The sequence below is a fragment of the Pseudonocardia kongjuensis genome, assembly GCF_039526905.1.
Classification (GTDB): domain Bacteria; phylum Actinomycetota; class Actinomycetes; order Mycobacteriales; family Pseudonocardiaceae; genus Pseudonocardia; species Pseudonocardia kongjuensis.
The window spans coordinates 16,445-33,185 of sequence record NZ_BAAAJK010000053.1; the positions used below are offsets into that span (position 1 = coordinate 16,445).

General features: G+C 70.1%; 29 protein-coding genes. All 29 read left to right on the plus strand.

The window, feature by feature from the left end; genetic code table 11:
* Nucleotides 1-174: 174 nt before the first annotated feature.
* The 29 genes from rpsJ (at nucleotide 175) to rpmJ (ending at nucleotide 16,677) form a co-directional block, all read left to right on the plus strand.
* Complete coding sequence (gene rpsJ / locus ABD160_RS29715; protein WP_003938093.1) at nucleotides 175-480, plus strand: 30S ribosomal protein S10; 306 nt, start codon at nucleotides 175-177, stop codon at nucleotides 478-480.
* A 17-nt stretch (nucleotides 481-497) separates the two neighbouring features.
* Nucleotides 498-1,169 carry a 50S ribosomal protein L3 gene (gene rplC / locus ABD160_RS29720; protein ID WP_344028838.1) on the plus strand — a complete coding sequence of 224 codons (672 nt, stop codon included), beginning with the start codon at nucleotides 498-500 and terminating at the stop codon, nucleotides 1,167-1,169.
* Nucleotides 1,166-1,858, plus strand: coding sequence for a 50S ribosomal protein L4 (gene rplD / locus ABD160_RS29725; protein ID WP_344028840.1), 693 nt, complete (start codon nucleotides 1,166-1,168; stop codon nucleotides 1,856-1,858). The genes rplC and rplD overlap by 4 nt, the downstream gene beginning before the upstream one ends.
* Nucleotides 1,855-2,154 (plus strand): 50S ribosomal protein L23, encoded by a 300-nt coding sequence (gene rplW, locus ABD160_RS29730; RefSeq protein WP_344028843.1) that lies wholly within the window; start codon nucleotides 1,855-1,857, stop codon nucleotides 2,152-2,154. The genes rplD and rplW overlap by 4 nt, the downstream gene beginning before the upstream one ends.
* A 16-nt stretch (nucleotides 2,155-2,170) precedes the next feature.
* On the plus strand, nucleotides 2,171-3,004 hold the full coding sequence (gene rplB / locus ABD160_RS29735) for a 50S ribosomal protein L2 (protein ID WP_344028846.1): 834 nt from the start codon (nucleotides 2,171-2,173) through the stop codon (nucleotides 3,002-3,004).
* Nucleotides 3,005-3,018: 14 nt separating this feature from the next.
* Entirely contained in the window at nucleotides 3,019-3,300 is a 282-nt protein-coding gene (gene rpsS, locus ABD160_RS29740; RefSeq protein WP_020622935.1) for a 30S ribosomal protein S19, read from the plus strand.
* 38 nt (nucleotides 3,301-3,338) lie between these two features.
* Complete coding sequence (rplV, locus tag ABD160_RS29745) at nucleotides 3,339-3,776, plus strand: 50S ribosomal protein L22 (protein ID WP_344028849.1); 438 nt, start codon at nucleotides 3,339-3,341, stop codon at nucleotides 3,774-3,776.
* Nucleotides 3,776-4,612: a 30S ribosomal protein S3 gene (rpsC, locus tag ABD160_RS29750; RefSeq protein WP_344028852.1), complete on the plus strand. Its 837-nt coding sequence runs from the start codon at nucleotides 3,776-3,778 to the stop codon at nucleotides 4,610-4,612. The genes rplV and rpsC overlap by 1 nt, the downstream gene beginning before the upstream one ends.
* A gap of 2 nt (nucleotides 4,613-4,614) precedes the next feature.
* Nucleotides 4,615-5,034 (plus strand): 50S ribosomal protein L16, encoded by a 420-nt coding sequence (gene rplP, locus ABD160_RS29755; RefSeq protein WP_344028856.1) that lies wholly within the window; start codon nucleotides 4,615-4,617, stop codon nucleotides 5,032-5,034.
* Nucleotides 5,034-5,279 (plus strand): 50S ribosomal protein L29, encoded by a 246-nt coding sequence (rpmC, locus tag ABD160_RS29760; protein ID WP_020622931.1) that lies wholly within the window; start codon nucleotides 5,034-5,036, stop codon nucleotides 5,277-5,279. The genes rplP and rpmC overlap by 1 nt, the downstream gene beginning before the upstream one ends.
* Entirely contained in the window at nucleotides 5,276-5,560 is a 285-nt protein-coding gene (gene rpsQ, locus ABD160_RS29765) for a 30S ribosomal protein S17 (protein WP_344028858.1), read from the plus strand. Before rpmC ends, rpsQ begins: the two co-directional genes overlap by 4 nt.
* An 8-nt stretch (nucleotides 5,561-5,568) precedes the next feature.
* Nucleotides 5,569-5,937, plus strand: a complete 369-nt coding sequence (gene rplN, locus ABD160_RS29770; protein ID WP_068797776.1) for a 50S ribosomal protein L14 — start codon at nucleotides 5,569-5,571, stop codon at nucleotides 5,935-5,937.
* Between the two features lie 15 nt (nucleotides 5,938-5,952).
* Nucleotides 5,953-6,279, plus strand: a complete 327-nt coding sequence (gene rplX, locus ABD160_RS29775; RefSeq protein ID WP_344029796.1) for a 50S ribosomal protein L24 — start codon at nucleotides 5,953-5,955, stop codon at nucleotides 6,277-6,279.
* A 1-nt stretch (nucleotide 6,280) separates the two neighbouring features.
* Complete coding sequence (gene rplE, locus ABD160_RS29780) at nucleotides 6,281-6,844, plus strand: 50S ribosomal protein L5 (RefSeq protein WP_344028865.1); 564 nt, start codon at nucleotides 6,281-6,283, stop codon at nucleotides 6,842-6,844.
* Between the two features lie 4 nt (nucleotides 6,845-6,848).
* Nucleotides 6,849-7,034 carry a type Z 30S ribosomal protein S14 gene (locus ABD160_RS29785; protein WP_068797778.1) on the plus strand — a complete coding sequence of 62 codons (186 nt, stop codon included), beginning with the start codon at nucleotides 6,849-6,851 and terminating at the stop codon, nucleotides 7,032-7,034.
* A 124-nt stretch (nucleotides 7,035-7,158) separates the two neighbouring features.
* Nucleotides 7,159-7,557, plus strand: a complete 399-nt coding sequence (gene rpsH, locus ABD160_RS29790) for a 30S ribosomal protein S8 (protein ID WP_344028868.1) — start codon at nucleotides 7,159-7,161, stop codon at nucleotides 7,555-7,557.
* Nucleotides 7,558-7,574: 17 nt separating this feature from the next.
* On the plus strand, nucleotides 7,575-8,114 hold the full coding sequence (gene rplF / locus ABD160_RS29795; protein ID WP_344028871.1) for a 50S ribosomal protein L6: 540 nt from the start codon (nucleotides 7,575-7,577) through the stop codon (nucleotides 8,112-8,114).
* 41 nt (nucleotides 8,115-8,155) lie between these two features.
* Nucleotides 8,156-8,524, plus strand: coding sequence for a 50S ribosomal protein L18 (gene rplR / locus ABD160_RS29800; protein ID WP_425563691.1), 369 nt, complete (start codon nucleotides 8,156-8,158; stop codon nucleotides 8,522-8,524).
* 34 nt (nucleotides 8,525-8,558) lie between these two features.
* A complete protein-coding gene (gene rpsE, locus ABD160_RS29805; RefSeq protein WP_085912602.1) occupies nucleotides 8,559-9,191 on the plus strand; it encodes a 30S ribosomal protein S5 in 633 nt (210 codons plus the stop codon).
* 5 nt (nucleotides 9,192-9,196) lie between these two features.
* The gene (rpmD, locus tag ABD160_RS29810; RefSeq protein ID WP_344028880.1) at nucleotides 9,197-9,382 is read left to right on the plus strand and encodes a 50S ribosomal protein L30; all 186 of its coding nucleotides are present in this window, start codon (nucleotides 9,197-9,199) and stop codon (nucleotides 9,380-9,382) included.
* A 29-nt stretch (nucleotides 9,383-9,411) separates the two neighbouring features.
* On the plus strand, nucleotides 9,412-9,852 hold the full coding sequence (gene rplO / locus ABD160_RS29815) for a 50S ribosomal protein L15 (RefSeq protein ID WP_344029799.1): 441 nt from the start codon (nucleotides 9,412-9,414) through the stop codon (nucleotides 9,850-9,852).
* 295 nt (nucleotides 9,853-10,147) lie between these two features.
* A complete protein-coding gene (gene secY / locus ABD160_RS29820; protein WP_344028883.1) occupies nucleotides 10,148-11,458 on the plus strand; it encodes a preprotein translocase subunit SecY in 1,311 nt (436 codons plus the stop codon).
* 127 nt (nucleotides 11,459-11,585) lie between these two features.
* Entirely contained in the window at nucleotides 11,586-12,140 is a 555-nt protein-coding gene (locus ABD160_RS29825) for an adenylate kinase (RefSeq protein WP_344028885.1), read from the plus strand.
* Nucleotides 12,141-12,188: 48 nt separating this feature from the next.
* Nucleotides 12,189-13,034 carry a type I methionyl aminopeptidase gene (map, locus tag ABD160_RS29830; protein ID WP_344028887.1) on the plus strand — a complete coding sequence of 282 codons (846 nt, stop codon included), beginning with the start codon at nucleotides 12,189-12,191 and terminating at the stop codon, nucleotides 13,032-13,034.
* 121 nt (nucleotides 13,035-13,155) lie between these two features.
* Nucleotides 13,156-14,274 (plus strand): Re/Si-specific NAD(P)(+) transhydrogenase subunit alpha, encoded by a 1,119-nt coding sequence (locus ABD160_RS29835; RefSeq protein ID WP_344028890.1) that lies wholly within the window; start codon nucleotides 13,156-13,158, stop codon nucleotides 14,272-14,274.
* Complete coding sequence (locus ABD160_RS29840) at nucleotides 14,274-14,606, plus strand: NAD(P) transhydrogenase subunit alpha part 2 (RefSeq protein ID WP_344028893.1); 333 nt, start codon at nucleotides 14,274-14,276, stop codon at nucleotides 14,604-14,606. Before ABD160_RS29835 ends, ABD160_RS29840 begins: the two co-directional genes overlap by 1 nt.
* A 50-nt stretch (nucleotides 14,607-14,656) precedes the next feature.
* Nucleotides 14,657-16,036, plus strand: coding sequence for an NAD(P)(+) transhydrogenase (Re/Si-specific) subunit beta (locus ABD160_RS29845; RefSeq protein WP_344029803.1), 1,380 nt, complete (start codon nucleotides 14,657-14,659; stop codon nucleotides 16,034-16,036).
* Nucleotides 16,037-16,280: 244 nt separating this feature from the next.
* Nucleotides 16,281-16,502 carry a translation initiation factor IF-1 gene (gene infA / locus ABD160_RS29850; protein WP_010228514.1) on the plus strand — a complete coding sequence of 74 codons (222 nt, stop codon included), beginning with the start codon at nucleotides 16,281-16,283 and terminating at the stop codon, nucleotides 16,500-16,502.
* A 61-nt stretch (nucleotides 16,503-16,563) separates the two neighbouring features.
* Nucleotides 16,564-16,677, plus strand: coding sequence for a 50S ribosomal protein L36 (gene rpmJ / locus ABD160_RS29855; protein WP_010228516.1), 114 nt, complete (start codon nucleotides 16,564-16,566; stop codon nucleotides 16,675-16,677).
* The last annotated feature ends 64 nt before the right edge of the window (nucleotides 16,678-16,741 follow it).

Below are 16,741 nucleotides of genomic sequence, written 5' to 3' on the forward strand. Positions count from 1 at the left end.
AGAGCCCCGGCAGGAGCGAGGTCCCGGAGCACCGGGACCACTCCGGGCCGACAGACCTGAACAGAGCACGGGCCGTAGCCGGCCGCAGACGGTGGAGAGCTCGCGCCGTGCTGTCTCGAACGGGGCCGACACCGCGCAACCCCCGCGGCAGGAAGAAGAGGACGACCGACGACCATGGCGGGACAGAAGATCCGCATCAGGCTCAAGGCCTATGACCACGAGGCAATCGACGCGTCTGCTCGCAAGATCGTGGAGACCGTGACGCGTACCGGTGCCCGGGTCGTCGGCCCCGTGCCGTTGCCGACCGAGAAGAACGTGTACTGCGTCATCCGCTCGCCGCACAAGTACAAGGACTCGCGCGAGCACTTCGAGATGCGCACGCACAAGCGGCTGATCGACATCCTCGACCCGACGCCGAAGACCGTCGACGCGCTCATGCGCATCGACCTCCCGGCGAGCGTCGACGTCAACATCCAGTAGGCGTGGGGGCGAAGACGATGAAGACGACTGCGACCAAGCAGACGAAGAAGGTCACCGGGATCCTGGGCACCAAGCTCGGGATGACCCAGGTGTTCGACGAGAACAACCGCGTCGTGCCGGTCACCGTGGTTCAGGCCGAGCCGAACGTCGTGACCCAGGTGCGCTCCGAGGAGACCGACGGCTACACCGCCGTCCAGCTCGCCTACGGCGCCATCGACCCGCGCAAGGTGAACAAGCCGGAGACCGGCCACTTCGCCAAGGCGGGCGTCACGCCGCGCCGGCACCTGCTGGAGCTGCGCACCTCCGACGCCGCCGACTACACGCCGGGCCAGGAGGTCACCGTCGAGGCGTTCGCCGAGGTGGCCGAGGTCGACGTGGTCGGCGTGACCAAGGGCAAGGGCTTCGCCGGTGTCATGAAGCGTCACGGCTTCCACGGCCTGGGCGCCTCGCACGGCACCCAGCGCAAGCACCGTTCGCCGGGCTCCATCGGCGGCTGCGCCACCCCGGGCCGCGTGTTCAAGGGTGTGCGGATGGCCGGCCGGATGGGCTCGAACCGCCAGACCACGCAGAACCTGAAGGTTCACCGGGTGGACGCCGAGCGCGGCCTGCTGCTCATCAAGGGCGCGGTCCCCGGTCCCCGCGGTGGGCTCGTCGTGGTGAAGACCCCCGCGAAGGGTGATGGCAAGTGAGCACCGTGCAGATCAAGACCCCCGAGGGCACCGCGAAGGGCAGCGTCGAGCTGCCGGAGCACGTCTTCGACACGACGGCGAACATCGCGCTGATGCACCAGGTGGTGACCGCGCAGCTGAACGCGGCCCGCCAGGGCACGCACGACACCAAGGGCCGCGGCGAGGTCCGCGGCGGTGGCCGCAAGCCGTACCGGCAGAAGGGCACCGGCCGCGCCCGTCAGGGCTCGGTCCGCGCGCCGCAGTTCGCCGGCGGTGGCATCGTGCACGGCCCGACGCCGCGCGACTACTCGCAGCGGACCCCGAAGAAGATGAAGGCCGCCGCCCTGCGTGGCGCCCTCTCCGACCGGGCCCGCGCCGGCCGCGTGCACGTCGTGACCGAGTTCCTGGCCGAGGGCACGCCCTCGACGAAGGCGGCCCGCAAGGTCCTCGAGACCGTGCTGCCCGAGGCCGGGACCAGCCGGGTGCTGGCCGTCGTCGAGCGCGGCGCCGAGACCACCCTGCTGAGCCTGCGCAACCTGCCGCAGGTGCACCTGATCGCGCCGGACCAGCTGAACACCCACGACGTGCTGATCAACGACGTCGTGCTGTTCACGCAGGTGGCGCTGGACGAGTTCCTGGCGGGCCCGGTCGCGAAGCCGAAGGCCGCCGGCCGGCGTTCCGCCGGCACCGCTGAGGAGGCCGACAAGTGATCACGGACCCGCGGGACGTGTTGCTGCGTCCGGTCGTCTCGGAGAAGAGCTACGGGCTGCTCGACGAGCGCCAGTACACCTTCATCGTCGCGCCGGACGCGAACAAGACCCAGATCAAGATCGCCGTGGAGAAGGTGTTCGGGGTCAAGGTGACCAGCGTGAACACGCTGAACCGCCCGGGCAAGCGCAAGCGCTCCCGCACCGGCTACGGCAAGCGCAAGGACACCAAGCGCGCGGTCGTCACGCTCTCCCCGGAGAGCAAGACGATCGACGTCTTCGGTGGCCCGGCGAGCTGAGGGAGCGAGCAGACCGATGGCCATTCGTAAGTACAAGCCGACGACGTCGGGCCGCCGTGGCTCGAGCGTCTCGGACTTCGCCGAGATCACCCGGGACCACCCGGAGAAGTCGCTGCTGCGCCCGCTGCACAACCGTGGCGGCCGCAACGTGCACGGGCGGGTCACCGCCCGGCACCAGGGTGGCGGCCACAAGCGTGCCTACCGCCTGATCGACTTCCGTCGCAACGACAAGGACGGGATCCCGGCGAAGGTCGCGCACATCGAGTACGACCCGAACCGCACCTCGCGGATCGCACTGCTGCACTACGCCGACGGCGAGAAGCGCTACATCATCGCGCCGGCCCGGCTGAAGCAGGGCGACCCGATCGAGAACGGCCCCCGGGCCGACATCAAGGTGGGCAACAACCTGCCGCTGCGCAACATCCCGACGGGCACCGTGGTGCACGCGATCGAGCTCCGCCCCGGTGGCGGCGCCAAGATCGCGCGCTCGGCCGGTGCCGGCGTCCAGCTGGTCGCCAAGGACGGGCCCTACGCGCAGCTGCGGATGCCCTCCGGCGAGATCCGCAACGTCGACGTCCGCTGCCGCGCGACGATCGGCGCGGTCGGCAACTCGGAGCACGCCAACATCAACTGGGGCAAGGCAGGCCGGATGCGGTGGAAGGGCAAGCGCCCGACCGTCCGTGGTGTCGCCATGAACCCGGTGGACCACCCGCACGGTGGTGGTGAGGGCAAGACCTCCGGTGGCCGCCACCCGGTCAACCCGGCCGGTACCCCCGAGGGCCGCACCCGCAAGAACAAGCCCTCCGACAAGTTGATCGTCCGCCGGCGCCGTACCGGCAAGAAGCGCTGAGCAGGGAGGTAAAGATGCCGCGCAGCCTGAAGAAGGGCCCCTTCGTGGACGACCACCTGCTCAAGAAGGTGGACGCCCTCAACGAGTCCGGCAAGAAGACCGTCATCCGCACGTGGTCCCGTCGGTCCACGATCATCCCGGACATGATCGGTCACACCATCGCGGTGCACGACGGCCGCAAGCACGTGCCGGTGTTCGTGTCCGACTCGATGGTCGGGCACAAGCTGGGCGAGTTCGCCCCGACCCGGACCTTCCGGGGACACATCAAGGACGACCGCAAGGCGCGTCGGCGCTAGAAGCCGGCCCGAGTAGCGACTAGGAGAGGTGGAGAAAGATGGCTGATGCTGTGAAGACAGCAGCCGACACCACCGGCGCTGCGCTCGAGCCGACTCGTGCGCGCGCCGTGGCAAGGTTCGTCCGCAGTTCGCCGATGAAGACCCGTCGTGTCGTGGACCTGGTCCGCGGCCTGCCGGTCGACGAGGCGCTCGCGATCCTGCGGTTCTCGCCGCAGGCTGCGGCCGAGCCGGTGGCGAAGGTCGTGGCGAGCGCCGCGGCCAACGCCCAGAACAACCTGGACCTGAACCCGGACACCCTCGTGGTGGCCGTGGCGATGGTCGACGAGGGCCCGACGCTCAAGCGGATCCGGCCGCGCGCCCAGGGGCGCGCCTACCGGATCCGCAAGCGGACGAGCCACATCACCATCGAGGTCGAGTCGGTCCCGAAGCGGACCCAGCAGGCCGGCCGTCGTGGTGCGAAGGGGAGGGCCCGCTGATGGGGCAGAAGATCAACCCGCACGGCTTCCGCCTGGGCATCACCACGGACTGGAAGTCCCGCTGGTACGCGGACAAGCAGTACTCGGAGTACGTCAAGGAGGACGTCGAGATCCGCCGCATGCTCTCCAAGGGCATGGAGCGGGCCGGCATCTCCAAGGTCGAGATCGAGCGGACCCGGGACCGGGTGCGGGTGGACATCCACACCGCCCGTCCGGGCATCGTGATCGGCCGGCGTGGCGCCGAGGCCGACCGGATCCGGGGCAACCTCGAGAAGCTGACCCGCAAGCAGGTCCAGCTGAACATCCTCGAGGTCAAGAACTCGGAGTCGGACGCGCAGCTCGTCGCCCAGGGCGTCGCCGAGCAGCTGTCGAACCGGGTCGCCTTCCGGCGGGCCATGCGCAAGGCCATCCAGTCGGCCATGCGCAGCCCGCAGGTCAAGGGCATCCGGGTCCAGTGCTCGGGCCGCCTCGGCGGTGCCGAGATGTCGCGGTCGGAGTTCTACCGCGAGGGCCGGGTCCCGCTGCACACGCTGCGCGCGGACATCGACTACGGCCTGTTCGAGGCCCGGACCTCCTTCGGCCGGATCGGCGTGAAGGTCTGGATCTACAAGGGCGACGTCGTCGGTGGCCGCCGCGAGGGCGCGCCCGCCGCCGAGGCGCCGGGCCGTGGCCCGCGCCGCGAGCGTCCGGCCCGCCGCCGGTCGGGTGCCTCTGGCACCACCGCGACCAGCACCGAGGCCGGGCGTGCCGCGCAGAGCGGCCAGGGCGGCGCGGCCACCGCGACCGTCGAGGCCCCGGCGTCCACCGACAACCAGAGCAACGGTGGGGAGAGCTAGAGATGCTGATCCCACGCAAGGTCAAGCACCGCAAGCAGCACCGGCCGAAGCGTAAGGGCATGGCCAGCGGCGGCACGGCGGTCACCTTCGGCGACTGGGGCATCCAGGCGCTGGAGCCGGCCTACGTGACCAACCGGCAGATCGAGTCCGCGCGTATCGCGATCAACCGGCACATCCGTCGTGGCGGGAAGATCTGGATCAACGTCTTCCCGGACATCCCGATGACGAAGAAGCCGGCCGAGACCCGGATGGGTTCCGGCAAGGGCTCGCCGGAGAAGTGGGTCACGAACGTGAAGCCGGGCCGGGTCCTCTTCGAGATGACCTACCCGAACAAGGAGACCGCTCACGAGGCGCTCCGCCGGGCCATCCACAAGCTGCCCATGAAGTGCCGGATCGTGTCCCGTGAGGGTGGTGACATCTGATGGCGAGCAGTGGCAACACCAAGGCTGCCGAGCTGCGCGAGCTCTCCGACGAGGAGCTGGTCGTGCGCGTCCGGGAGGCCAAGGAGGAGCTGTTCAACCTCCGCTTCCAGATGGCCACCGGGCAGCTGGACAACAACCGGCGGCTGCGGGCCGTCCGCCACGACATCGCGCGTTGCTACACGGTGATGCGTGAGCGTGAGCTCGGCCTGTCCGCCGCCCCGACCGAGAGCGAGGGCGCGGCGTGACTGAGCAGGCCAGCACCGAGCAGAACACCCAGCGCGGGGAGCGCAAGGTCCGCGAGGGCCTGGTCGTGTCCGACAAGATGGAGAAGACGATCGTCGTCTCCCTCGAGGACCGCGTGAAGCACCCCCTGTACGGCAAGGTCATCCGCCGGACCAGCAAGGTCAAGGCGCACGACGAGGGGAACACCGCCGGCGTCGGCGACCGTGTTCGCCTCATGGAGACCCGCCCGCTGTCGGCGACCAAGCGCTGGCGGCTGGTGGAGATCCTCGAGAAGGCCAAGTAGGAGTCACAGTGATCCAGCAGGAGTCGCGGCTGCGCGTCGCCGACAACACCGGTGCCAAGGAGATCCTGTGCATCCGGGTGCTGGGCGGCTCCGCGCGGCGCTACGCCGGGATCGGCGACGTCATCGTCGCCACGGTCAAGGAGGCCATCCCCGGCGCCGGCGTGAAGCGCGGTGACGTCGTCAAGGCGGTCATCGTGCGCACCAAGAAGGAGAAGCGCCGTCCCGACGGCAGCTACATCCGTTTCGACGAGAACGCCGCTGTCCTGATCAAGCCGGACAACGGACCTCGGGGGACCCGAATCTTCGGCCCGGTCGGGCGCGAGCTGCGCGACCGCAAGTTCATGAGGATCATCTCCCTCGCTCCGGAGGTGCTCTGATCCATGAAGGCGAAGATGAAGGTGAAGAAGGGCGACACCGTGCTGGTGATCGCCGGTAAGGACAAGGGCGCCAAGGGCAAGGTCATCGCGGCCTACCCGGAGCGTCAGCGCGTGCTGGTCGAGGGCGTGAACCGGATCAAGAAGCACACCCGGATCAGCCAGAACCAGCGTGGAGCCGAGAGCGGCGGGATCGTCACCCAGGAGGCGGCCATCCACGTCTCGAACGTGATGGTCGTCGACTCCGACGGCAAGCCGACCCGCGTCGGCCGGTCGACCGTCGAGGGCGAGGACGGCACGTCCCGCCGGGTCCGGATCTCCAAGCGCAACGGGAAGGAGATCTGAGATGACCACCGCAGAGAAGACCCTCCCGCGTCTCAAGCAGCGCTACCGCGACGAGATCCTCGACAAGCTCCGTGAGGACTTCGGCTACACCAACGTCATGCAGATCCCCGGCCTGACCAAGGTCGTGGTGAACATGGGTGTCGGTGACGCCGCCCGGGACTCGAAGCTGATCGACGGCGCCCTGCGCGACCTGGCCATCATCACCGGCCAGAAGCCGCAGCTGCGCCGCGCGACCAAGTCGATCGCGCAGTTCAAGCTGCGCGAGGGCATGCCGATCGGCGCCAAGGTGACCCTCCGGAACGACCGCATGTGGGAGTTCCTGGACCGGCTGCTGACGATCGCGCTGCCGCGTATCCGGGACTTCCGGGGTCTGTCCGGCGACCAGTTCGACGGTCGCGGCAACTACACGTTCGGCCTCACCGAGCAGTCGATGTTCCACGAGATCGACCCGGACACCATCGACCGCCCGCGGGGCATGGACATCACCGTGGTGACCACCGCGACCACGAACGCCGAGGGCCGGGCGCTGCTGCGTCACCTGGGCTTCCCGTTCAAGGAGAACTGAGCGAATGGCGAAGAAGGCGCTCATCAACAAGGCGAACGCGACGCCCAAGTTCGCGGTTCGCGGTTACACCCGCTGCCAGAAGTGCGGCCGGCCGCGTGCGGTCTTCCGCAAGTTCGGCCTCTGCCGCGTGTGCCTGCGCGACATGGCACACGCCGGCGAGCTGCCGGGTGTGAGCAAGTCCAGCTGGTGATCCGAGAGGCCCCGCGCCGCGGGGCCCGGGTCGACCCGATCGCCGAAGGCCCGCACCGGCACGGCGCCCCGAGCAGGGGCGCCGCGCCGGTACGCGGAACCACGGTGGGAAAGAGACAGACACCATGACGATGACCGATCCGATCGCAGACATGCTCACCCGTCTGCGGAACGCGAACTCGGCCTACCACGACCGCGTGGTGATGCCGCACTCCAAGCTGAAGGTCTCCATCGCGGAGATCCTGCAGAAGGAGGGCTACATCGCCGCCCACCACACCGAGGACGCCGAGGTCGGCAAGTCCCTGGTCGTCGAGCTGAAGTACGGCCGCAACCGGGAGCGGAGCATCGCCGGCCTGCGCCGCGTCTCCAAGCCCGGTCTGCGGGTCTACGCGAAGTCGACGAACCTGCCGCGGGTCCTCGGGGGCCTCGGCGTGGCGATCATCTCGACCTCGCGGGGTCTGATGACCGACCAGCAGGCCTACCGGAGCGGCGTGGGCGGGGAAGTCCTCGCCTACGTCTGGTGAGAGAGGGGTAACGAACGATGTCTCGCATCGGAAAGCTGCCCGTCACCGTCCCGTCCGGCGTGGAGATCACCATCGACGGCCGTACGGTCACCGCGAAGGGCCCCAAGGGCACCCTGTCGCACACCGTCGTCGAGCCGATCTCGGTCGAGCGCGACGACGACGGTGCGGTGCTGGTGAAGCGCCCGAACGAGGAGCGCGAGGTCCGGGCCTTCCACGGCCTGTCCCGCTCCCTCGTCAACAACATCGTGGTCGGCGTCAGCGCCGGCTACGAGAAGAAGCTGGAGATCCACGGCGTCGGTTACCGGGTCCAGCTCAAGGGCTCGAACCTGGAGTTCGCCCTGGGCTACTCGCACCCGGTCGTGATCGAGCCGCCGGAGGGGATCACCTTCGCGGTCGAGTCCCCGACCCGGTTCTCGGTCTCCGGTATCGACAAGCAGCTGGTCGGCGAGATCGCCGCGAACATCCGGAAGCTGCGCCGCCCGGACCCGTACAAGGGCAAGGGCGTGCGGTACGCCGGCGAGCAGGTCCGCCGCAAGGTCGGGAAGACGGGTAAGTGATGGCCGAGAACGACACCGTGTCGGGTGCCGCCCGGCGGCGGATGGCGTCGCAGGTGGCGCGTGCGCGCCGCGACTCGCGCCTCCGCCGGCACGCCCGGCTCCGCAAGAAGATCTCCGGGACGCCGGTGCGCCCGCGCCTGGCGGTCAACCGCTCGTCGCGGCACATCACCGTGCAGCTGATCGACGACCTGGCCGGGCACACCCTGGCGCACGCGTCGACGCTGGACACCGAGGTGCGCGGCGTGGACGGCGACAAGAAGGCCAAGGCGGCCAAGGTCGGCGAGCTCATCGCCGCCCGCGCCAAGGAGGCCGGCATCTCCGCGGTCGTGTTCGACCGCGGTGGGCTGCGCTACCACGGGCGGATCGCCGCCCTGGCCGACGCCGCCCGCGAGGGGGGCCTGGAGTTCTGATGAACCAGACCGAGAACACTGAAGGGATCGTCTGATGCCGGGACGTACGCGGCGTGACGGCGGAGGGCCCGGCGGCGGTAGCAACGACAACCGCAACAGCCGGGACCGCCGCGACGGTGGCCGTGGCGGGGCGGCCCAGGACAAGACCCCGTACATCGAGCGGCTGGTCACGATCAACCGCGTGGCCAAGGTCGTCAAGGGCGGCCGCCGGTTCAGCTTCACCGCGCTGATGATCGTCGGCGACGGTGACGGCCTGGTGGGCGTCGGCTACGGCAAGGCCAAGGAGGTGCCGGCCGCGATCGCCAAGGGCGTGGAGGAGGCGAAGAAGAACTTCTTCCGCGTCCCGCGCATCGGCGGCACGATCGTGCACCGCGTGCAGGGTGAGGCCGCCGCGGGCGTCGTCATGCTGCGCCCGGCCTCGCCGGGTACCGGTGTCATCGCCGGCGGCCCGGTCCGCGCGGTGCTGGAGTGCGCGGGGATCTCGGACATCCTGTCCAAGTCCCTCGGCTCCGACAACGCGATCAACATCGTGCACGCCACGGTGGCCGCGCTGAAGGCGGTGCAGCGTCCGGAGGAGGTCGCGGCCCGCCGCGGCCTGCCGCTCGAGGACGTCGCCCCGGCCAGCATGATGCGTCAGCGCGCCGAGGCCGACGCGGCGAGGGTGTGAGCGACATGGCCACGTTGAGGATCACCCAGGTGAAGAGCCGGATCGGGGCGAAGCAGAACCAGCGCGACACGCTGCGTTCGCTGGGCCTGCGCAAGATCCGGCAGACGGTGGAGCGCCCGGACACCCCGCAGAACCGCGGGTACGTCCACACGGTGCGCCACCTCGTGACCGTGGAGGAGGTGGCGCAGTGAGCACTGCGGACGAGAACTCCGGCAGCGGCGTGATCAAGCTGCACGACCTGCGTCCGGCCCCGGGCTCGAAGACCGCCAAGACCCGGGTGGGTCGCGGCGAGGGCTCGAAGGGCAAGACCGCGGGCCGCGGCACCAAGGGCACCAAGGCCCGCAAGACGGTGTCGCCGCGCTTCGAGGGCGGGCAGATGCCGCTGCACATGCGGCTGCCCAAGCTCAAGGGCTTCAAGAACCGGTTCAAGGTCGAGTACCAGGTCGTGAACGTCGGCGACCTCGCCACCCTGTTCCCGCAGGGCGGCGAGATCGGCCCGGCCGAGCTGGTCGAGGCCGGTGCGGTGCGCCGCAACCAGCTGGTGAAGGTGCTCGGCGAGGGTGAGCTCTCGGGCGTCGCCCTCACCGTGAAGGCACACAAGTTCTCCGCCTCCGCCCGGGAGAAGATCTCGGCGGCGGGCGGCTCGGTCACCGAGCTCTGACCCGGACCGAGCACAGAACACCGCCACGGCGCCGTCCATGTGCCCGTGACCCGCTCCGCCGGGTCGGGGCCCGTGGGCGGCGCCGAGGCGTTTCCGGGCCGCTGTTAGAGTCACGATCGGGCCTCGGGTCCACGTGCAGCGGGAGCGGCGCGGCCACGGCCGGGTCCCCCGCAGGGAGGGACCGTTCGGTCCCCACCCGGCCCGGGAGGCGCGGAACGCGCCCCCCATCCGGCCGACCCCGTCCGGGGCCGGCGCAGGCGGTGTCGGGCCGCCGACGTCGTAGGAGGATCACCGAGTGCTCAGCGCAGTCCGGTCGGCCCTGACCACGCCGGATCTCCGCAAGAAGATCCTCTTCACGCTGGCGATCGTGGCGGTGTACCGGCTCGGGGCGAACATCCCCTCGCCGGGGGTGTCCTACCCGAACATCCAGGAATGCGTCCGCCAGGTCGAGGGCGGCGACAATGCGAGCGTCTACTCGCTGATCAACCTGTTCTCCGGCGGGGCACTGCTCCAGCTGTCGATCTTCGCGCTGGGCATCATGCCCTACATCACCGCGAGCATCATCGTGCAGCTGCTGCAGGTCGTCATCCCGCGGTTCGAGCAGCTGAAGAAGGAAGGCCAGTCCGGCCAGGCGAAGCTGACGCAGTACACCCGGTACCTGACGATCGGCATCGCGATCCTGCAGGCGACCGGGTTCGTGGCGCTCGCCGAGCGCGGGCAGCTGTTCCAGGGCTGCGCGCTGCCGATCATCCCGGACTCGTCGGTCTTCACCCTGGTCGTCATCGTGACCACGATGGTCGCCGGCACCACGCTGGTGATGTGGCTGGGCGAGCAGGTCACCGAGCGCGGCGTCGGCAACGGCATGTCGCTGCTCATCTTCGCCTCGATCGCGCACCGGATCCCGGCCGAGGGCCGGCTCATCCTGGAGAACTCCGGCGGCCTGGTCTTCGCCGGTGTCTGCGTGTTCGGCCTCGCCATCATCGCGAGCGTCGTGTTCGTCGAGAACGGCCAGCGCCGGATCCCGGTCCAGTACGCCAAGCGGATGGTCGGGCGCCGGATGTACGGCGGCACCTCGACCTACCTCCCGCTGAAGGTCAACCAGGCCGGCGTCGTGCCGGTGATCTTCGGCAGCTCGCTGCTGTACCTGCCCGACCTGGTGGCCCGGCTCGCCGGGAACGAGGGCGGCTGGTTCCAGCAGTTCGTGCAGACCTATCTGGTCGATCAGTCCAGTCCTGTGCACATCGTCATGTACATGGCGCTGATCATCTTCTTCACGTACTTCTACGTCGGGATCACGTTCAACCCGGACGACCGCGCCGAGGACATGAAGAAGTACGGCGGCTTCATCCCGGGCATCCGGCCGGGCCGCCCGACCGCCGAGTACCTGAACTTCGTGCTCAGTCGCATCACCCTGCCGGGATCGCTGTACCTCGGCATCATCGCGGTGCTCCCGAACTTCTTCCTCGGCATCACCGGCACCGGGCAGAACCAGAACTTCCCGTTCGGCGGGACGGCGGTTCTGATCATGGTGACAGTGGGCCTCGACACCCTGAAGCAGATCGAGAGCCAGCTCATGCAGCGGAACTACGAGGGTTTCCTGCGTTAGGCTCGCCGCAGCGTGGCCGTGCGGGAACCCCGGTCGGGGCCCCGGCCTCGGATCGGGTGCCGTGGCACCGTGGCGCCGGCGGCGATGCCGGTGCCGAGCAGATGAGACTTCAGGAGGTCGGGTTCGCGTGCGACTCGTTCTGGTGGGACCGCCCGGCGCGGGCAAGGGAACGCAGGCTGAGCAGATGGCGAAGCGGCTGGACGTCCCGCACATCTCGACGGGCGACCTGTTCCGCGCCAACCTCCGCGACGAGACCGAGCTCGGTCGCGAGGCGAAGCGGTACATGGACGCGGGGGACCTGGTCCCCGACGAGGTGACCGTGGGCATGGTCCGCGACCGCCTCGGCGACGCCGACACCGCGAAGGGCTTCATCCTCGACGGGTTCCCGCGCAACACCGCCCAGGCGGCGTCGCTCGGCGAGATCCTGGACGAGAAGGGCCTCCGGCTCGACGCGGTCGTGCAGTTCGACGTCGAGGACGAGGTCGTCGTGCAGCGGCTGCTCGGTCGCGGCCGCAGCGACGACAACGAGGACACCATCCGCAACCGGCAGCGCGTGTACCGCGAGGAGACCGCGCCGCTGCTGGACCACTACCGTGACCAGCTGGTCACCATCGACGCGGTCGGCGAGGTCGACGAGATCACCGACCGGGTGTTCGCGGCGCTGAAGAAGTACGGCGCCTGACACCCGGCCGCCGGCGTCGGCCGGCACCGCGAGGAACCGAGGGAACGCATGAACGGACGGGGCGGCCTCCGCGGCGCCATCGCCCGCTACCGGGGCCGGGACATCGAGCTCAAGACCCTGCGCCAGCTGGAGGCGATGCGGGAGGCGGGCGCGCTGGTCGCGGCCACCCTGGCCGCGGTCACCGAGCAGGCGAAGCCGGGCGTGAGCACGGCCGAGCTGGACGCGCTGGCCGAGCAGACCATCCGGGACGGCGGAGCCGTCCCGTCGTTCCTCGGCTACCACGGCTTCCCGGCGAGCATCTGCGCATCGGTGAACGAGCAGATCGTGCACGGCATCCCGTCGTCGTCGCAGGTACTGGCCGAGGGTGACCTGCTGTCGGTGGACTGCGGCGCGATCCTGGACGGCTGGCACGGCGACTCGGCGGTCACGATCGCGGTCGGCGACGTGGCGCCCGCCGATCTCGCACTGTCCGCCGCCTGCCGGTCGGCGCTGGACGCCGGCATCCTCGCGGTGCAGCCCGGCGCCCGGCTCACGGACATCTCCTACGCCGTGCAGGAGGCCTGCCGGGCGGCGGCCGAGGCGGACGGCGCCGACTACGGGATCGTGGCCGAGTACGGCGGGCACGGCATCGGCACCTCCATGCACATGGACCCGTTCCTGCCCAACCACGGCGAGCCGGGCCGCGGCCCGCGGCTGCGGCCCGGGATGGCACTCGCGGTCGAGCCGATGCTCGTCGCGGGCGACCCGGAGACCCTGGAGCTGCCGGACGGCTGGACGGTCGTCACCGCCGCCGGCGGCCGCGCCGTGCACTGGGAGCACACCGTCGCCGTCACCGAGGACGGGCCCTGGCTGCTGACCGCGCCGGCCGGCGCGCCGGACCGGCCCGGAGCCTGAGCCCACCGCCGGATCGACGCCGTCCGGATCGATCCAGGCGATCGATCAAGCACTCACCGGGCGGGTAGTCCGCGTCACGTCGCGGGACCACGGACCGTTGCGGGTGGACTAGGTTCCCGGCATGGGCGAAGAGGCCGGGCGGGACGACCCGCAGAAGACGGTCACGGTCGGTGTGCCGACGGAGATCCGGGCGGGCGAGCGCCGGGTGGCGCTGGTACCGAAGGTGATCGGGAAGCTCGGCGGGCGTGGTGCGACCGTCGTGGTCGAGGCCGGGGCCGGCGCGGGTGCGCTGATCCCGGACGAGGAGTTCACGCAGGCGGGCGCCTCGATCGGCGATCCCTGGGCGTGCGACGTGGTCGCGGTGGTGAACCCGCCGACCACCGAGCAGATCGGGAAGCTCCGCCGGGACCAGGTCCTGGTCGGGTTCCTGTCGCCGCTCACCCACCCGGAGACCGTGCAGCAGCTGCGCGACGCCGGTGTCACCGCGTTCGCGATGGAGTCGATCCCGCGGATCTCCCGGGCGCAGGGCATGGACGCGCTGTCGTCGCAGGCGAACGTGGCGGGCTACAAGGCGGTGCTGGCCGCGGCCGAGCACTCCACCCGCTTCTTCCCGATGCTGACGACGGCGGCGGGCACCGTGAAGCCGGCCACCGCGCTGGTCCTCGGGGTCGGCGTCGCCGGACTGCAGGCGCTGGCCACCGCGAAGCGGCTCGGGGCCCGGACCACCGGCTACGACGTCCGGCCGGAGGTCGCCGACCAGGTGCGCTCGCTGGGCGCGCAGTGGCTCGACCTGGGCATCGACGCGGCCGGTGAGGGCGGCTACGCCCGCGAGCTCACCGACGAGGAGCGGGCCAAGCAGCAGCAGGCCCTGGAGGACGCGATCACCGGCTTCGACGTCGTCATCACCACCGCGCTGGTGCCGGGCCGGACCGCGCCGCGGCTGGTCAGCGCCGCCGCGGTGGAGGGCATGCGGCCGGGCAGCGTGATCGTCGACCTGGCGGGCGAGGCGGGCGGCAACTGCGAGCTGACCGAGCCGGGGGAGACCGTCGTCCGGCACGACGTGACGATCGTGTCCCCGCTGAACCTCCCGGCCGCGATGCCCGAGCACGCGTCCGAGCTGTACGCCCGCAACGTCACCGCGCTGCTGGAGCTGCTGGTCACCGACGGCGAGCTGTCCCCGGACTTCTCCGACGAGGTACTGGCCAAGTCCTGCGTCACCCGTGAGGAGGAGGTGTCCTGATGGACTCCGGACTGCTGGCGAACATCGCCATCCTGGTGCTGGCCGGCTTCGTCGGCTTCGCGGTGATCTCGAAGGTCCCGAACACCCTGCACACCCCGCTGATGTCGGGCACCAACGCCATCCACGGCATCGTGCTGCTCGGCGCGATCGTGGTGCTCGGGCGTGAGGAGGTCGGCGTCGTGGACGCGATCATCCTGGTCGTCGCGATCGTGTTCGGCGTGATCAACGTGGTCGGCGGCTTCCTGGTCACCGACCGGATGCTCGGCATGTTCAAGGGCAAGCAGCCGGGCCGGGCCGGCACCGGCGCCGAGAAGAACGGGAGCGGCTCGTGAGCGGCCACACGGAGATCCTCGCCGCCACCGACACCCTGGCGACCGGTCCGCTGGCCGTGATCGTCCCGGTGCTCTACATCATCGCGTTCGCGCTGTTCATCTACGGCCTGTCCGGGCTGACCGGCCCGAAGACCGCGGTGCGCGGCAACTGGATCGCCGCGGTCGGCATGGCCATCGCGGTCGGCGCGACGCTGCTGCTGGTCCAGGCGAACTGGTTGCTGATCATCCTCGGCCTGGTGGTCGGCACGATCCTCGGCGTGCCGTCCGCGCGCAACGTGCGGATGACCCAGATGCCGCAGATGGTCGCGCTGTTCAACGGCGTCGGCGGTGGCGCCGTCGCGCTGATCGCCTGGGCCGAGTTCCGCAACACCGACGGCTTCGTCGACACCGCGCTCTACGTCGTCATCGCCACCATGTTCGCGGCGATCGTCGGGTCGATCTCGTTCTGGGGCTCGCTGATCGCGTTCGGCAAGCTGCAGGAGATCCTGCCCGGCCGCCCGATCGGCCTCGGCCGGGCGCAGCAGCCGCTGAACCTGCTGCTGCTGGTGCTCGCGGTGGTCGCCGCCGTCGTCGCCGGGCTCGGCGGGGCGGGCGAGATCTGGGTGATCGCGGTGCTGCTGCTGGCCGCGGTGGTCGGCGTGCTCGTCGTGCTGCCGATCGGCGGCGCCGACATGCCGGTCGTCATCTCGCTGCTGAACGCCATGACCGGCCTGTCCGCCGCGGCCGCCGGGCTCGCGCTGAACAACACCGCGATGATCGTCGCCGGCATGATCGTCGGCGCCTCCGGCTCGATCCTGACCAACCAGATGGCCGTCGCGATGAACCGGACCATCCCGGCGATCGTCGCCGGCGGGTTCGGCGGGACGCAGGCCGCGGCGGCCGACGACGGGGTGGAGCGGACCGTCAAATCCACCTCCGCGGCCGACGCGGCCATCCAGATGGCCTACGCGTCGCAGGTGATCGTCGTCCCCGGCTACGGGATGGCGGTGGCCCAGGCCCAGCACGCGGTCAAGGACATGGCCAAGCTGCTGGAGAGCAAGGGCGTCGAGGTCAAGTACGCGATCCACCCGGTGGCCGGCCGGATGCCCGGGCACATGAACGTGCTGCTCGCCGAGGCCGACGTCTCCTACGACGCGCTCAAGGAGATGGACGACATCAACGACGAGTTCTCCCGCACCGACGTGACGCTGGTGATCGGGGCGAACGACGTCACCAACCCGGCCGCCCGCAACGACCCGTCCAGCCCGATCCACGGGATGCCGATCCTGAACGTCGACGAGTCGCGCAACGTCATCGTGCTGAAGCGCTCGATGGGCTCCGGCTTCGCCGGCATCGACAATCCGCTGTTCTTCCAGGACAACACCTCGATGCTGTTCGGCGACGCGAAGAGCTCGGTGGAGAGCGTCAGCGAGGAGCTGAAGGCCCTCTAGCGGCCCGGGCCGCACACGCGCGCGGGAACCCACCGGTCCGGTACCGTCGACGGTGCCGACCGGTGGGTCACCCCGCGTGCACCCGCCCCGCCCGACCTCCGTATACTGGACAGCCGGTGCGCTCTGTGGCGCCGGTTCCGTCGTGTTCCCACACCCGGCCCGGGCCCGTTCGTGCGCATCCGCCGCCCCGCCGGTCAGGCCGGCAGGGTGGAGCAACCGACACCTGTCACGGATAGCGGAGGACATGGCCAAGAAGGACGGGGCGATCGAGGTCGAGGGCCGGGTCGTCGAACCCCTGCCGAACGCGATGTTCCGGGTGGAGCTGGAGAACGGCCACCGGGTTCTCGCGCACATCAGCGGGAAGATGCGCCAGCACTACATCCGGATCCTTCCGGAGGACCGGGTGGTGGTCGAGCTGTCGCCCTACGACCTCAGCCGCGGCCGCATCGTCTACCGCTACAAGTGACTGCCGTGCACGTCACGGTCGGTCGCATGCCCCAGAAGAACAACGGACAGAGGCAGACGACGTGAAGGTCAAGCCGAGCGTCAAGAAGATCTGCGACAAGTGCCAGGTGATCCGCCGCAACGGCCGGATCATCGTGATCTGCTCGAACCTGCGCCACAAGCAGCGCCAGGGCTGATCACCGCCGGACCCGGCGGGCAGCTGTCGTGATCGTCTGATCGCTTCAGAAATGCTTCAGAGAA

Excerpts from the sequence above, each read along its gene's own strand:
- rpsJ (WP_003938093.1), top strand. The coding sequence starts at position 175 with ATGGCGGGACAGAAGATCCGCATCAGGCTCAAGGCCTATGACCACGAG.
- rplC (WP_344028838.1), top strand. The coding sequence starts at position 498 with ATGAAGACGACTGCGACCAAGCAGACGAAGAAGGTCACCGGGATCCTG.
- rplB (WP_344028846.1), top strand. The coding sequence starts at position 2,171 with ATGGCCATTCGTAAGTACAAGCCGACGACGTCGGGCCGCCGTGGCTCG.
- rpsS (WP_020622935.1), top strand. The coding sequence starts at position 3,019 with ATGCCGCGCAGCCTGAAGAAGGGCCCCTTCGTGGACGACCACCTGCTC.
- rplV (WP_344028849.1), top strand. The coding sequence starts at position 3,339 with ATGGCTGATGCTGTGAAGACAGCAGCCGACACCACCGGCGCTGCGCTC.
- rpsC (WP_344028852.1), top strand. The coding sequence starts at position 3,776 with ATGGGGCAGAAGATCAACCCGCACGGCTTCCGCCTGGGCATCACCACG.
- rplP (WP_344028856.1), top strand. The coding sequence starts at position 4,615 with ATGCTGATCCCACGCAAGGTCAAGCACCGCAAGCAGCACCGGCCGAAG.
- rpmC (WP_020622931.1), top strand. The coding sequence starts at position 5,034 with ATGGCGAGCAGTGGCAACACCAAGGCTGCCGAGCTGCGCGAGCTCTCC.
- rplX (WP_344029796.1), top strand. The coding sequence starts at position 5,953 with ATGAAGGTGAAGAAGGGCGACACCGTGCTGGTGATCGCCGGTAAGGAC.
- rplE (WP_344028865.1), top strand. The coding sequence starts at position 6,281 with ATGACCACCGCAGAGAAGACCCTCCCGCGTCTCAAGCAGCGCTACCGC.
- ABD160_RS29785 (WP_068797778.1), top strand. The coding sequence starts at position 6,849 with ATGGCGAAGAAGGCGCTCATCAACAAGGCGAACGCGACGCCCAAGTTC.
- rpsH (WP_344028868.1), top strand. The coding sequence starts at position 7,159 with ATGACGATGACCGATCCGATCGCAGACATGCTCACCCGTCTGCGGAAC.
- rplF (WP_344028871.1), top strand. The coding sequence starts at position 7,575 with ATGTCTCGCATCGGAAAGCTGCCCGTCACCGTCCCGTCCGGCGTGGAG.
- rplR (WP_425563691.1), top strand. The coding sequence starts at position 8,156 with ATGGCGTCGCAGGTGGCGCGTGCGCGCCGCGACTCGCGCCTCCGCCGG.
- rpsE (WP_085912602.1), top strand. The coding sequence starts at position 8,559 with ATGCCGGGACGTACGCGGCGTGACGGCGGAGGGCCCGGCGGCGGTAGC.
- rpmD (WP_344028880.1), top strand. The coding sequence starts at position 9,197 with ATGGCCACGTTGAGGATCACCCAGGTGAAGAGCCGGATCGGGGCGAAG.
- map (WP_344028887.1), top strand. The coding sequence starts at position 12,189 with ATGAACGGACGGGGCGGCCTCCGCGGCGCCATCGCCCGCTACCGGGGC.
- ABD160_RS29835 (WP_344028890.1), top strand. The coding sequence starts at position 13,156 with ATGGGCGAAGAGGCCGGGCGGGACGACCCGCAGAAGACGGTCACGGTC.
- ABD160_RS29840 (WP_344028893.1), top strand. The coding sequence starts at position 14,274 with ATGGACTCCGGACTGCTGGCGAACATCGCCATCCTGGTGCTGGCCGGC.
- infA (WP_010228514.1), top strand. The coding sequence starts at position 16,281 with ATGGCCAAGAAGGACGGGGCGATCGAGGTCGAGGGCCGGGTCGTCGAA.